This is a genomic window from Lacticaseibacillus boliensis, from assembly GCF_054784775.1.
The window spans coordinates 84,984-99,091 of record NZ_BAAIHN010000002.1 but is presented as its reverse complement, the minus strand read 5'-3'; the positions used below and the strand labels follow the sequence as shown (position 1 = coordinate 99,091).

At 56.1% G+C, this 14,108-nt stretch carries 11 protein-coding genes; 7 read left to right on the top strand and 4 right to left on the bottom strand.

The window, feature by feature from the left end:
- Positions 1 to 88 precede the first annotated feature (88 nt).
- The 3 genes from ACYVRB_RS01585 (at position 89) to ACYVRB_RS01575 (ending at position 3,995) form a co-directional block, all read left to right on the top strand.
- Positions 89 to 1,183: an MFS transporter gene (locus ACYVRB_RS01585; protein WP_461213140.1), complete on the top strand. Its 1,095-nt coding sequence runs from the start codon at positions 89 to 91 to the stop codon at positions 1,181 to 1,183.
- A gap of 45 nt (positions 1,184 to 1,228) precedes the next feature.
- Positions 1,229 to 3,019 (top strand): excinuclease ABC subunit UvrC, encoded by a 1,791-nt coding sequence (gene uvrC / locus ACYVRB_RS01580; protein ID WP_461213139.1) that lies wholly within the window; start codon positions 1,229 to 1,231, stop codon positions 3,017 to 3,019.
- Positions 3,020 to 3,134: 115 nt separating this feature from the next.
- The gene (locus tag ACYVRB_RS01575; RefSeq protein ID WP_461213138.1) at positions 3,135 to 3,995 is read left to right on the top strand and encodes a TMEM175 family protein; all 861 of its coding nucleotides are present in this window, start codon (positions 3,135 to 3,137) and stop codon (positions 3,993 to 3,995) included.
- 54 nt (positions 3,996 to 4,049) lie between these two features.
- On the opposite strand, the gene ACYVRB_RS01570 is transcribed toward ACYVRB_RS01575, so the two are convergent.
- Positions 4,050 to 4,538, bottom strand: coding sequence for a GNAT family N-acetyltransferase (locus tag ACYVRB_RS01570; RefSeq protein ID WP_461213137.1), 489 nt, complete (start codon positions 4,536 to 4,538; stop codon positions 4,050 to 4,052).
- Between the two features lie 115 nt (positions 4,539 to 4,653).
- Here ACYVRB_RS01570 and ACYVRB_RS01565 point away from each other — a divergent pair, with 115 nt between their 5' ends.
- Positions 4,654 to 5,661 carry a GNAT family N-acetyltransferase gene (locus ACYVRB_RS01565; protein ID WP_461213135.1) on the top strand — a complete coding sequence of 336 codons (1,008 nt, stop codon included), beginning with the start codon at positions 4,654 to 4,656 and terminating at the stop codon, positions 5,659 to 5,661.
- Positions 5,662 to 5,728: 67 nt separating this feature from the next.
- Here the strand turns inward: ACYVRB_RS01565 and ACYVRB_RS01560 are convergent, their stop codons facing one another.
- From ACYVRB_RS01560 to ACYVRB_RS01550, 3 genes are read right to left on the bottom strand one after another with little or no spacing between them, the layout of a single operon-like run.
- Positions 5,729 to 7,672: a PTS fructose transporter subunit IIABC gene (locus ACYVRB_RS01560; RefSeq protein ID WP_461213134.1), complete on the bottom strand. Its 1,944-nt coding sequence runs from the start codon at positions 7,670 to 7,672 to the stop codon at positions 5,729 to 5,731.
- A 9-nt stretch (positions 7,673 to 7,681) separates the two neighbouring features.
- On the bottom strand, positions 7,682 to 8,599 hold the full coding sequence (gene pfkB, locus ACYVRB_RS01555; protein ID WP_461213133.1) for a 1-phosphofructokinase: 918 nt from the start codon (positions 8,597 to 8,599) through the stop codon (positions 7,682 to 7,684).
- Positions 8,596 to 9,345 (bottom strand): DeoR/GlpR family DNA-binding transcription regulator, encoded by a 750-nt coding sequence (locus ACYVRB_RS01550; RefSeq protein WP_461213132.1) that lies wholly within the window; start codon positions 9,343 to 9,345, stop codon positions 8,596 to 8,598. The genes pfkB and ACYVRB_RS01550 overlap by 4 nt, the downstream gene beginning before the upstream one ends.
- A 183-nt stretch (positions 9,346 to 9,528) precedes the next feature.
- Between ACYVRB_RS01550 and ACYVRB_RS01545 the strand changes: the two genes are divergently transcribed.
- From ACYVRB_RS01545 to ACYVRB_RS01535, 3 genes are all read left to right on the top strand, one after another.
- A complete protein-coding gene (locus tag ACYVRB_RS01545; RefSeq protein WP_461213130.1) occupies positions 9,529 to 10,617 on the top strand; it encodes a DUF871 domain-containing protein in 1,089 nt (362 codons plus the stop codon).
- A 171-nt stretch (positions 10,618 to 10,788) separates the two neighbouring features.
- Complete coding sequence (gene obgE, locus ACYVRB_RS01540; protein ID WP_461213128.1) at positions 10,789 to 12,075, top strand: GTPase ObgE; 1,287 nt, start codon at positions 10,789 to 10,791, stop codon at positions 12,073 to 12,075.
- Positions 12,076 to 12,115: 40 nt separating this feature from the next.
- Positions 12,116 to 14,068 (top strand): acyltransferase family protein, encoded by a 1,953-nt coding sequence (locus ACYVRB_RS01535; protein ID WP_461213127.1) that lies wholly within the window; start codon positions 12,116 to 12,118, stop codon positions 14,066 to 14,068.
- The last annotated feature ends 40 nt before the right edge of the window (positions 14,069 to 14,108 follow it).

The following is a 14,108-nucleotide window of genomic DNA, read 5'->3' as shown; positions in this document are numbered from 1 at the left end:
TAGGCAAACGAAAACGCATCTGCTATGCTTGTTGTAGCGAGCTTCATTGAGAACTGGTGGCTGTTGCTGCGAGGGAGCGTGATGCGGGATGAAAACTGTCGCGATTTTGTCGTTATCGTTTTTTACGGTGCTGACCGGGGCGCTGTTGGCGCCGGCACTGCCAATGATCCAGCAAAGTTATCCGACCGTGCCGGCGTTTTGGTTGCAGATGTTGATGACGATTCCGTCGGTGGTCTTCTTGGCGATGTTGTTGGTCCTGATGCGCCTGCCGGGGACCAAGAAACAACAGGTCTTGGCCGGGCTGGTGGTCTATCTGGTTGGCGGCTTGTTGCCGCTGCTCCCGTTGGCGTTTGGCTGGCTGGTGGTGGCGCGGGGGTTATCAGGGGTCGGGCTGAGCTTGTTTGCCGGTCCGGCGGTCAGTTTGATCGGGGATTTTTATCCGCGCGCTCAGCGGCGCAAGCTGCTGGGGTGGGCGGCGGCGGTAACCAGTGCCGGCACGATCATCGCGGTGTCGCTGGCAGGCGTGCTGTCTGGCTACAATTGGCATTGGGTGTTTGGCCTCTACGCGCTGGCAGGTGTGCCGCTGGTTTTGGTGGCAGCGTTCGTCCCGGAAACGCCGGCAGTCGGTGATACCCGCGCCAAGATGGTAGTGACGCCGGCGCTGTTGCGGACCTACGCGCTGATCGCCGTATGGAACGGGTTATACTTCGTGTTGCCGACGACCTTGCCATTTTACCTGCGAGAGGTGTTGCACGATGGCAACGCCGCGCATGCCGGTACGGTATTGGCTGCTATCTCGGTGGTCGGGTTATTGGTCAGTGGCAGCTACGCGCACCTGCCAAAAAGCTTGCGATTAAAGGCGAGTGTCAGCTTTGCCGTGTTGACGGTGAGCGCCGGGTGTTTCTTGGCGGCCAATTGGTGGTTGCTGTGGGTGGGGATCGCGATCGCCGGCATCGGCGTCGGGATCTCGATGCCGGTGTTCAACGAGCGCTTGATCGCCCAAAGCCGCTCCGGACGCGATCATGTGTTGACGACCGGCAGTGCGATGACGTTCACCGGGCAGTTCTTGTCGCCTTTTGTATTCAGCGGATTGGCCCTCGACACGCGCTTGCTGGTGATCGCGCTGGTGGCGTTGGTCGTGGCGATCGGGGTGGCCTGGCGGCGGGTTGCTATGGCGCAATGAATTGATTACAATGTAAGACGAACATTTGTTTTGCAGGAGGCAGACATGGCATCTGAACACATCGAACACAAACTCGCGCTGCTCCCGGATCTGCCAGGTAGTTATCAGATGAAGGATCTCAACGGCAAGATCATCTATGTCGGCAAGGCCAAGAACCTGAAGAATCGGGTGCGCAGCTATTTCAAATCAGCCCACACCGGCAAAACCGCCCAGCTGGTCGCCAACATCGCCGACTTCGACTATATCGTCACCTCCAGTGACAAAGAAGCGTTCTTGCTGGAAATCACCTTGATCCAAAAGTGGCAGCCTTACTACAACATCAAGCTGAAAAAAGGCACCGGTTACCCGTATATCAAGATCACCAACGAACGCGACCCCAAGATGGAAATCACCGGGGACATCAAAAAAGATGGCGCCTATTATTTCGGGCCGTATCCGAATGTCTACGCCGCCCAAGAAACTATGCATTTTCTCCAGAAGGTTTACCCGCTCAGGCGCTGCAACGGCTATCAAGGCCGCCCGTGTTTGTATTACCACATGGGTCAGTGCTTAGGCGCATGCTGGCGTGAGGTGCCGGAAGAAGAATACGCCAAGCAGATCGCGAAGATCCGCAGTTTCCTCGATGGCAACACCGGCAAGGTCGTGCGCAGCCTCAACCAGAAAATGGCCAAGGCCGCAGAAGACCTCGAATTCGAGCGGGCCGCCGAGATCCGCGATCAGTTGCGCTACATCGACATCACCGTCGAAAAACAAAAGATCATTTCTAACGACAAGACCCAGCGCGACATCTTCAACTTTTATATGGACAAAGGCTGGCTGTCGATCCAGGTGTTCTTCATTCGCCAAGCCCGGCTGATGAAGCGCGAAAGCCGGCTGTTTCCGGTGACCGGCACAACGGAAGAAGAGTTCGAATCGTTCATTCTCCAGTTCTACCAGCGCAAAAACAACGTGGCGCCTAAAGAGGTGCTGGTGCCGGCGGGGCTGGACAACCAGTTGCTCGAAGAGGTGCTCGGGATCCCGGTGCGCACGCCGCAACGCGGGGAAAAGCGCTCGTTGATGGATCTGGCGCACAAAAACGCCAAGCTCAAGCTCGAAGAGAAGTTCCGGCTGCTCGAGTTAGACAACCGCACGACGATCGGCGCTAACAACGAGATTTTTGCCGCGCTGGGGTTGCCGGCAGGCCACGTGATGGAGGCGTTTGACCACAGCCACATCCAAGGGGCCGATCCGGTTTCAGCGATGGTGCAATTCGTTGATGGCCAAGCCGAAAAAACCAATTATCGCAAGTACAAGCTCGCCCAAGACGAAGGCGACCACAGCGCCAACGAAGACGCCAACACCCGCGAAGTGATCCGCCGGCGCTACACGCGGCTGCTCAAAGAGCACGCACCGCTGCCCGACCTGATCTTGATGGATGGCGGTGCCATCGAAATGAACGCGGCCAAAGACGTTTTAGAAAACGAGCTGAACCTCGATATTCCCGTGGCGGGGATGGTGAAGAACAACAAGCATAAAACCGCCGCCTTGCTTTTCGGCGACTGGGACGAACCGCGGGACCTCGATCCGAAATCCCAAGGGTTCTATCTGCTTGAACGGATCCAAGACGAAGTGCACCGCTTTGCGATCACGTTCCACCGGCAGTTGCGCAACAAGAATTCGCTGGCCAGCCGCCTGGAGACGATCAACGGCGTCGGCCCGAAGACGCGGATGAAGCTGTTGAAAGAATTCAAGACGATCAACCACATCAAAGAAGCCAGCGTCGAAGACATTCAGGCGCTGGGGATCGCCAAAAACGTCGCGCAGGCGGTCAAGGTATCGCTGCAAGCGGAGTCGTGAACCGCAACAAAACGCGTGGACAGAGCGTCCACGCGTTTTTGTTTTGCCGAAGGCCTTGTGCAGATGCCTGTTGATGCGTAAAATACGGTAGCAGAAACAATTTGGAGGTTGCTGGATGACGAAGTTAAAAAACCGGCTCGACGCGTTTTCAGATGCGATTATCGCGATCATTATCACGATCATGGTGTTGGATATTCCGCCGGTCTTACACGACAGTTGGCACAACTACCTGCTGTTGGGCAAACATATCGGAGTGTTTTTTATCAGTTTCATTTTTGTGGCCAATATCTGGTATCAGCACTCGACGGCGTTTGGGGAGATCGAGACGATGACCTATCGGATCTTGATCTTAGATGTCATCTTCCTGGCGTTTTTGTCGCTGATGCCGCTGTTGACCAACATGATGGCAGCCAACACCACGCCGGTGACGGTGGTGTTATACGGCGTGTTGCAGTTCTTCGTGAACCTGTTGTTTCGCCAGCTGTCCAAGACCATCATTCATCTCAGGTATACCGACAAACAGGCGATGGAGAAGGTTTATCAGAAAATCTATGGCAACGCCAATCACATCTTGGATGGTCTGTCGATCGTGGGGATCTTCGTCGGGTGGTTTTTCCCCGAAGTGGCGCTCATCTTCTATCTGGCGTATCCGGTGTTGACGTTCTTGTTGAACGCCCAGGCGCGCCAGGAAATGTATGATGTCGAAGTGCTGCCAGAAGACCAGCAACAAGACGTCGCTGATTTCAAGGCAAGCGAGCTGAAAGACTTTCAAAAGGCGCAACAAGCCATCATGGGTCAGACATCAGCAGAAGGCCGGCCCGCCAACTGGCAAGGTTGGTTAGATCAAAACATTGATCCGAAAAAACGCCGGCAGATCATGCAACGCTACAAGCGCTCGACGCCGGAACAACAAGAACGCCTGCAGCAATGGTTCGCCCAACACCGCCAGGCCAATCCGCGGCACGGCCGCCGTTAATTTAAAAATGCCGCGTTGGCGACCCAGTTGGGTGCTGACGCGGCATTTGTTGCATTATTTGATTGGCAAGTCTTTGTTCATCAGCAGTTCGTCGTGGATGGGCAGGCCATAGTTGCCAATGGTTGGAACGGATGGTTTCATCGTCCGGGCGGTGTCGACAGAGCCGCGGATGACTTTCGTGAAGCGATAACCGTGTTTTTGGTAGAACCGCATCGCATCGAGGTTATCGTTGGTCGTGGTGGCGACCATCTTGGTCAACTTGGTGGCCTGCGCGCGGGCTTCTGCGGCGTCCAGCAGCTTGCCACCGATGCCTTGGTGGGGTTGGGCTGAGTTCAACGAAACGACTTCCATCGCGTTGCCGTGAACGGTGTAGGTCACCAACCCCACCACCTCGTCGGATTCGGTCACCGCAACGATGCCGTTGAGGTCAGCAAGCCGGTATTGCCCAGAGCTGACGATCATCGTGTCGGTTTGCCAGTGATCTTTGAAGAACGCCTTGGCCTGATCGGCCCAGGCATCCATTTTCTCATAGCGAATGTTCATGACACTACTCCTTTCGCGATAGGCTCAGTATAGCACACAAATACGCGGGTTAGCGCTTGTTATCTGGATATCATCGTGGTAACGTATGGACTAATAATTAGAAAATGGTGATAAAATGACGCATCCGCAGGCAACTAACCGTATAACGTTTTCACAATGGCGTGCAACCGATCGATACTGGGCCAACTTGTTGTGGGGTGACCCGCAAGTGACGCGCTACATCAGCCGTAACGGGTTCGATCAAGCCGCCATCACGAACCGCCTGGCGCTGGAAGTGACCTCGCAAGAAGCAGATGGCGTGCAGTACTGGCCGCTGTTGACTGAAGACGGCAATTTGATCGGTTGTTGCGGCTTGCAGGCGCGCAGTGATGCCGGCGTCTATGAGCTCGGGTATCACTTGCGGCCACAATACTGGGGCCAAGGGTTGGCGAGCGAGGCCGCTGATGCCGTCGTGACCTTCGCCCGCACAACGCTTCACGCTTCGGCGTTGGTGGCCCGCCACCATCCGGAAAACGCGGCATCGCGTCACATCATCGTCGATAAGCTCGGGTTTGCGTTCACGCACAACGAAGTTTATTCGCCAACGGGGTTGGTGACGCCCACGTACCGCTTGTCATTGCGGCACCCGCAGGCAACGACGCGATTGCGGTTTGGCGTTTGGCAGGCCGGGCAGGCGGCGCTGGCCGAATTGCTGTGGGGCGATCCGCAAGTCACCGCGTTGCTCACCGCCAACGGGTTCACCCAAGCACAGATCCAAGAACGACTGACCGCGGAAGTTGCGTCGCTGGCCGAAGACGGAGTGCAGTACTGGCCCCTATATGCCCAAGACGGCGCCTTAGTCGGCTGTTGCGGCCTGCACGCGCGCGCCCAGGGTGAATACGAACTGGGCTATCACTTACGGCCGCAATACTGGCAGCAAGGCCTGGCGACGGAAGCGGCGACGGCGGTGGTGGCGTTTGCCAAGCAGGTGTGCCACGCCCCAGGGCTGATTGCCGGACACAATCCCGCCAACCAGGCCTCTAAGCATGTCTTGGCTAAGCTGGGGTTTCGCTACACCCACGACGTCTTCTACGCACCAACCGGCAAGAACAGCCCGATGTATCATCTGGATCTGATGAATTGAGCACTGCATCGGCAAACATCAAAACAGCCCGCAAGCGCTTCGTTCGCCTGCGGGCTGTTTTTTGGTTTTAACGGTTTTCTTTTGCGACAGGACGCCAGACGCCAAGGATTAACCCGGCGATGATGGCCCCGATCAGCAGGGACATGATGAACCCAAATTTCTGGTTGGTCAAGGCCAGCGCCACGATGCCACCGTGAGGCGCAGGGACGTTGACGTGCCACAGCTGGCTGAGACCGCCGGCAATGGCAGAACCGATGACGCTAGAGCCGATGACATGCACCGGATCGGTAGCGGCAAACGGGATCGCGCCTTCAGTGATGAAGGTCAGGCCCAAGACATAGTTGGTCAGCCCGGAGTTGCGTTCGGTTGCGGTGAATTTCTTCGGGAAGAAGGTCGAAGCGATCGCGATGGCCAAAGGTGGGATCATGCCACCGATCATGACAGCAGCCATCCAGCGGCCGTCTTTGAAGTTAGAGGCTTGATAGATCCCGATGGCGAACGTGTATGCCGCCTTGTTGAACGGGCCACCCATGTCGATAGACATCATCCCGGCTAAGATCACACCGACGAGGATCGCGTTGTCAGTCCCCATGCCTTCCAGGAAGCCGATCAAGGCACCGTTGACGGCGGCGAAGATCGGGTTGACGATGAAGAACATAATCAAGCCCATCAAAGCCAAACCGACAACTGGGTAGATCAAGATGGTCTTTAGGCCATCCAAAGAGTGGGGCATCCCGGCAAAAAGCTTCTTCAAGCCGACAATCATCCACCCGGCGATGAACCCGGCGGCTAAGCCACCGATAAAGCCGGCAGGGTTTTGGGCCTTAACCACTGAAGCGGCAGTCAAGGTGGCCATGTAGCCCCCAACAAACCCTGGCATCAACGCCGGCCGGTCCCCGATGGAAACCGCGATGTAAGCGGCCAGGATTGGAACCAAGAAGCTGAAGGCGTAGTTACCTAAGTTGTTGGTGAAGGTGAAGGCCAGCGAATGGACGCCCAGCCAGTTTTCGAAGATGAAAGACAGCGCCATGATGATCCCACCACCGACAACGAACGGTAACATGTTGGAAACGCCGTTCATGAGGTCTTGGTAGATCTTGTTCCAGGTGCTCTTGCCTTCAGTGTCTTCGCTGTCAGTGGTAGCAACACCGCCTTCAGCGTGGAAAATTGGGGCCTTTTCATCGATCGTGTCTTGGATCAATTCCTCGGGCTTCTTGATGCCGTCGATCACCGGCCGGTTCAGCAGGTGTTTGCCGTCAAAACGGGCCATTTCGACTTTTTTGTCTGCGGCGACGATGACGCCCACGGCGCGATCGATGTCGCTGGCGGAAAGCAGGTGCTTGACGCCTTCAGAGCCGTTGGTTTCGACTTTGATGTCGACGTTCATCTTCTCAGCAGTTTCTTTTAACGCTGCTTCGGCCATGTAAGTATGGGCGATCCCGGTTGGGCAGGCGGTGACGGCGACGATGTAAGGCTTAGTTGCAGGGGTGGCTGCAGCCGCGGCGGCTTCTTTGGCTTTTTGGGCGTCTTCGTCTGCTTTGTCCTTGGCTTCTTTGACCGTTTGGGCGTCTGCAAAAAGGCGTTGAACGTCGTCAGGGGTCTTGGCTTGCTTGAGGGCAGCGACCAAGTCCGGGTTGATCAAGAGGCTGGACAAGGCGGCCAAAGCTTGCAAATGCGTGTTGTTGGCGCCTTCTGGGGCGGCGATCATGAAGAATAAATGCACCGGCTGGCCGTCGAGGGCGTTGAAGTCGATGCCGGCGTCGCTTTTGGCAAACAACACGGTGGCCCGCTGGACGGCCGCGTCTTTGGCGTGGGGCATCGCAATGCCGTCGCCGATGCCGGTGGTGGATTCGGCTTCACGCTTCAAGATGTCGTTGCGATAAAGTTCAAGATCAGTGATGATGCCTTGTTCGTGGTACTTGGCGGTCATTTCATCGATCGCAGACGCCTTGTCGGTTGCCTTGAGATCCATGATCATGACGTCTTTAAGTAATAATTCTCGAATGTCCATGCTGTCCTCCTATAATTCGTCGATCGTGATGGTGGCCAAGACCTCATCGATCTTTGCTTTGTCCGCCAGATCGATAGAAAATGCGGTGGCGCTGCCGCAGGCCAAGGCCACTTTGAAGGCCTCAAGGGCTGAGCCGGTTTGGGTCAAGGTACCGGTGAAGCCAGCCAGCATCGAATCGCCAGCGCCAACGGAATTTTTCACCGGGGCGCTTTTGACGTAGCCGTGGTAGGCGTGATCTGCCGTGATCATCAGACCGCCTTTGCCTGCCATCGACACTAAGACGTGCTGGGCGCCTAACTCGAGTAATTTGCGCCCGGCGGCAACGGTGGCTTCCAGCGTTGGGTATTCCGCATCGCCAAAGAGCTCGGCCAATTCGTGATGGTTGGGTTTCACGACCAATGGGTGTGAGCTCAAGGTATCCATCAAGGCCTGGCCGGTGGTATCGATGACAAATTCGGCGCCGGCTTGTTTGATGTCCGGAATCAAGTCGCGATAAAAAGTTTCAGGCAGGCCGGTTGGCAATGAGCCTGCCATCACAACGATGTCCTCGGGTTGCAGGCGCTGGCGCAGGGTGGCCTTGAAGGCAGCAATTTCGTCTTCATGAATGGTCGGCCCGGCGGCGTTGAGCTCGGTTTCTTGGTCGGCTTTAAGCTTGACGTTGATCCGGGAATCTTCGGCGATCGGGGTGAAATCGGTTTGCAGGCCCAAAGCGGCGAGACAATCGGTCAAAAACCGGCCGGTGAAGCCGCCGGCAAAACCTAACGCGATGGAAGGCACGGCAAGCTGCTCCAGAATCCGTGACACGTTGATGCCTTTGCCGCCGGGAAGCTTGTGTTCACTGGTCAGACGATTGACCAGGCCAAGCTGAAGTTGGGGTAAGCCGATCACGTAATCAATCGACGGGTTTAAGGTCACTGAGTAAATCAAGGTTGAACCTCCTGAATGTTGGGGTAACCGGCGTAAACCGGCGAAAGTGAGCCGATATCTGTCGTTAAGATGGTGACTTGCGTGATCGCCGCAAACACGGCGTTGCTCACGGTGCCGAATTTACTCGGATCGGCGAGGACCACGGTTTGATGGGCCTGGTCGATGGCGGTTTGTTTGACGATCGCTTCTTCTGCATCAGGCGTCGTCAACCCAAACTTGGGTTGGATGCCGTTGGTGCCGAGAAAGGCAAAATCAAAGTGCCGCTGCTGCAGGCTGTTGACGGTTTCCGCGCCAACGGTGGCCTTGGTGGCAGATTTGATCTTGCCGCCGAGGATATACGCATCGATGTTGGCATCGGCTAAAGCCGACGCGTTATCAACACCGGTGGTGACGACGGTGATGTCGCGGTTGGCCAGCAACGGGATCATCTGCGCCGTCGTGGTGCCGGCGTCGAGAAACACGCAGGCGTGTGCCGGCACCATGGCCGCGGCCGCTTGGGCGATCTGGCGTTTGGCCGCCAGGTTCTGCGCGGCTTTTTCGTGGACGCTGGCTTCGATTGGCGCGGTGGCTAAGCGTTCCGCGCCGCCATGGATGCGGCGGAGTTTGCCAGCCTCTTCGAGTTCACCCAAATCGCGGCGAATCGTGGATTCAGAGGCGTTCAGCGCCTGCATCAAATCTTTGAGCTTAACGACCGGTGTCGCTTGAAGTTGATTAAGAATGTAACGTTGACGTTCTTCTGTAAGCATTTGCACTCACCTCACAACGAACAGTATACGCTAAAAACGGTCACAATCAACCTGATTCTTTCAAAAACATTCAAAAAATCGTGCATAAGCGTTCAGTCACATTTTTTGTACCTACAAATGTCTGTAACCCCTTTCATTTGTGGGAACAAATATGGTACATTATCTGGGAAGGGGGAATCCACTATGGGCAAATTAGGCATCTCAGTTTATCCGGAACGTTCAACTTATGAAAAAGATGCGGCTTATCTTGAACTGGCCGCTCAACATGGTTTCAAGCGCGTGTTCACGTCGCTGTTAGAGATCAAAGGTGACGCAGATGTGGTCGTCGCCAACTTCAAGCGGGTCATCGCCAAGGCCAACGACCTCGGGCTGGAAGTGATGGTCGACATCAACCCGGCCCTTTTTAAACAGCTCGGCGTTACCTATGATAATCTCAAGTTTTTCCACGACCTGGGTGCGTGGGGGGTCCGCTTGGATCTGGGCTTCACCGGGGCGGAAGAAGCGGCGATGTCGCGCAATCCGTACGGCTTGAAGATCGAAGTCAACATGTCGCAAGGTACCCATTACATCGATAACATCATGAGCTTCAACCCCAACAAGGGTAACTTGCTGGGGTCGCATAACTTCTATCCGCACCGCTTCTCCGGCCTCGGACAAGCCTTCTTCGATCGGGCAACGGCGATGTACACGCGGTATAACCTCAACACCGCGGCGTTTGTCAACGCTCAGGCCGCCACCTTTGGGCCGTGGCCGACGCAAGACGGGCTGTGCACGCTGGAAGCTCACCGCGGACTACCGATCGCCACGCAGGTGAAGCATTATGTGCTACTCGGGACGATCGATGATGTCATCATCGGCAACGCCTATGCGTCTGAAGCCGAATTGGCCGCGGCCCAAGCGGCATTCACCGCGGATTACCCGAGCCTGCGCGTGGTGCCGGACGCGACAGCCACGGCCTTGGATAAAGAGTTGTTATTTGCCAATGCGCACAGCTATCGTGGCGATGCTTCCGAGTATCTGTTGCGCTCGACACAAACGCGGGTCAAATACGCGGATCGCGATTTTGCCCCCCACCACACGGTCGCTATCGTCCGCGGGGATGTGTTGATCGATAACAACGGCTATGGCCAGTACAAAGGCGAAACCCAGATCGCGCTAAAGCCGATGCCAAACGATGGCCGGGTCAATGTTGTCGGCCATGTCCATCCAGACGAACTTTTCTTATTAGATTACCTCAAACCGTGGAGCGGGTTTACGATGACTGAAGCCTGAATCCGCCGCCATGGCACCGTTACCAGACAAACAGCCTCGCCAAGAATCCTTGGCGAGGCTGTTTGTCTGCGCTTGTGGCTGGTATAATGAAACGAGTATGGTCGCATTGCAATGCAGCTTAGTTTTCGTTATGATATATAGACTATAAACACGGGCTAACAGGAGGATGTTATGTTTGTCGATCAGGTGACAGTTGAAGTACAGGCCGGCAAAGGCGGCGACGGCATGGTCGCTTTTCGGCATGAAAAGTTTGTGCCGTTTGGCGGACCTGCCGGCGGTGATGGCGGCCGCGGAGGAAGCATCATCTTCTATGTTGATGAAGGGCTACGGACGCTGATGGATTTTCGCTATCAGCGACATTTTAAGGCCAAGCACGGCGGCAACGGGCAAGGCAAGTCGATGTACGGGCGCAAGGCAGAAGACCTGCGCGTGGCGGTGCCGGCTGGCACGACGGTCACCGACGCGGACACCCATGAGCTGATCGGCGATCTCACCGAACCCGGTCAAGAGCTGGTTGTCGCGCGCGGCGGTCGTGGTGGGCGAGGGAATATCCATTTTGTCTCGCCTAAAAACACGGCGCCGGAAATTGCCGAAAACGGCGAGCCGGGCACGCATCGTTACGTCCAGCTCGAGTTGAAGGTGTTGGCCGATGTCGGGCTGGTGGGTTTTCCTTCTGTTGGGAAATCGACGTTGCTGTCAGTGGTCACGTCAGCCAAGCCCAAAATCGCGGCTTACCAGTTCACGACACTGGTGCCTAACCTAGGCATGGTGCAACTTGACGACGGCACGGATTTTGTCATGGCTGATCTGCCTGGTCTGATTGAAGGGGCCTCGACCGGGGTCGGTTTGGGAATCCAGTTCCTGCGGCACGTTGAGCGCACGCGGGTCATCTTGCATCTGGTTGAGATGGATCCTAACTCCGGTCGCGAACCGATTGAAGACTACCATCAAATTCGCCAAGAGCTGGCGACTTATGATGATACGATCTTAGAGCGGCCACAGCTGGTGGTGGCGACCAAACTCGATCTGCCTGGCGCCCAAGAGCGTTTTGCTGAATTCAAGCAGGCGTTGTTGGCCGAAGGCGTCGATGAAGGTGACATCTTTGAGATCTCCAGCATCACCCACGCCGGCGTGACGGATCTGATGCACAAAACGGCCCAAGCCTTGAAAACGGCGCCGGTCTTTGTGCCTAAGGCGATCCAAGAAGCCGCTGACTATCAGTTTGAAGATCACACCGCTGATATTCATGTCGAACGCGACGATGACGGCGTGTTCGTCTTGACAGGCGAGAAGCTCGAACGGGCCTTCCAGATGGCTAACTTGGACCATGACGATGGGGTCGTGCGCTTTGCTCGCCAGTTGCGTGGGCTCGGTGTCGACGACGCTTTGCGGGCGGCAGGCGCCCAGCAAGGTGATCTGGTGGCGATCGACGACTTTACATTCGAATTTGTAGAATAATCACCCAATAGGGGGGTGATTAAAAAAGGCGGGTTACAAATTGGCAACTAACAAAAGGAAACCGCGGCGGTATATCACCGGCTTTGACGGCTTGCGGAGCCTTGGGGTCTTTGGGGTGATCTTGTATCACCTGCGGCCGGACCTATTCCGCGGTGGTTATCTGGGTGTTCCTATCTTCATGGTGGTGTCGGGTTATCTCATCACCGATGGCTTATTGACGCAGCTTGATCGTTCTGGCCGCATCGATCTGAAGACGTTTTTCCTCAAACGCATTCGCCGGCTCTATCCCGGCTTGGTAGCTGTGTTGTTCGCGACCAGCGCTTATATCGCGCTGTTTGCCCACAACCTGTTACATAACCTGCATCTGGTGGTGCTGGCCAATCTGACGTATGTCTATAACTGGTGGCAGATCGCCCACGGGGAATCGTATTTCGCCAGGTTTGCCGGCGCTTCACCGTTCACCCATCTGTGGACGCTGTCGATCGAAGGCCAGTATTATCTGATCTGGCCGTTCATCGTCTGGGGCCTGGTCTTCTTGGTCAAAAACCGTAGCCGGATCTTCAACACGGTTTTCTTACTGGCGGTGATCAGTGCCGTGTGGATGTTCATCTTGTATCATCTGACGATGACCGGTCCGACCAGCGATCCCAGCCGGCTGTATTACGGCACCGACACCCGTGCTTTTTCGATCTTGCTAGGCGCGGCGTTGGCCTTCATCTGGCCGAGCGCACACTTGTCACTGCACATTGGCAAACGCCAAACCCAGATGCTCGATGGCATCGGAGCCGTGGCGTTGGTCGGGATGCTGGCGATGGTGTTGTGGCTGAGCGACCAAAGTGCCTTCTTATATCAAGGCGGGATGTTCTTGTTCTCAGTCTTGACCACGTTCTTTGTGGCGGTGGTCGCCCATCCCGGTGCGCACTGGAACCGGTTCTTGACGAATCCGGTGTTCACCTGGATCGGCCGGCGCAGTTACGGGTTGTATTTATACCAGTTTCCAGTGATGATCTTTTGGGAAAGTCGGTTTCAAAATGCGGCTGACCACCAGCTGCTGTATCCGGTGTGTGAAGTCATCATCATCGTCTTGTTGACGGAGTTGTCATATCGCTATATCGAAACGCCGCTGGCCCACTTTGATTTCCGCCAGACCAAGACCTTCTTGGTGAACTTTGTCCATGGCAAGACTCACGGGGCCGCGCGCGTTGTGCCGGTGGTATCGGCGTTGATCATGCTCGTCGGGGCGGCTGGATTGGTCATGGCGCCTGGCGCCAAGTCGACGGCAGATTCATCGCCTCTGGCCAAGCAACTGAAGAAAAATAAAACGGCAACGAAGGCCAAAAAGGCCGAGCTGGCTGAGGCGCGCTCGCGCAACTCGGCATCGGCTTCGCTGGCCAAAAACCGCAAAGCGTCGTTGAGCTTGTCGATTTCGGCGTCGAAGACGGCGGAATCCAAGGCCAAGACGCATCCGGTCAACCGCGAGTTTGAGCGCTACGGGCTGTCGCAGGTCCAGCTCCAAAAAGCCCAAACCTTACAGGTCACCCTGATCGGCGACTCGGTCATGCTCGACGGCAAACCCTTGTTGCAACAGCTGATGCCTCACGCGTTTGTTGACGCGGCGGTATCCCGGCAGATGGTCGATACGATCAGCACGGTGTCGCAATACGCCGCCAGCGGCGCTTTAGCCGACAAGGTCGTGATCGGGCTGGGGACCAACGGCCCGTTTTCCGCGGCGGATTTTGACAAGATGATGGCCACGATCGGCAGCAAGCGGCAGGTCTATTGGATCAACGTGCATGTGCCGACGCGGACTTGGCAAAACCAGGTCAACGATTTGCTGCACACGGAACAAAACAAGTATCACAACCTGCATGTGGTTGACTGGTACCATGTGGCGACCGGCCATCCCGACTGGTTCTACAGGGATCAGGTACACATGAATCCAACCGGCAATCCGTACTATGCCACCACGGTGGTCAAGGCGTTGCTGAAGTAAATGTCGAAGACGGTGGGGGTGTGGCGCAATGAAGCGGCCA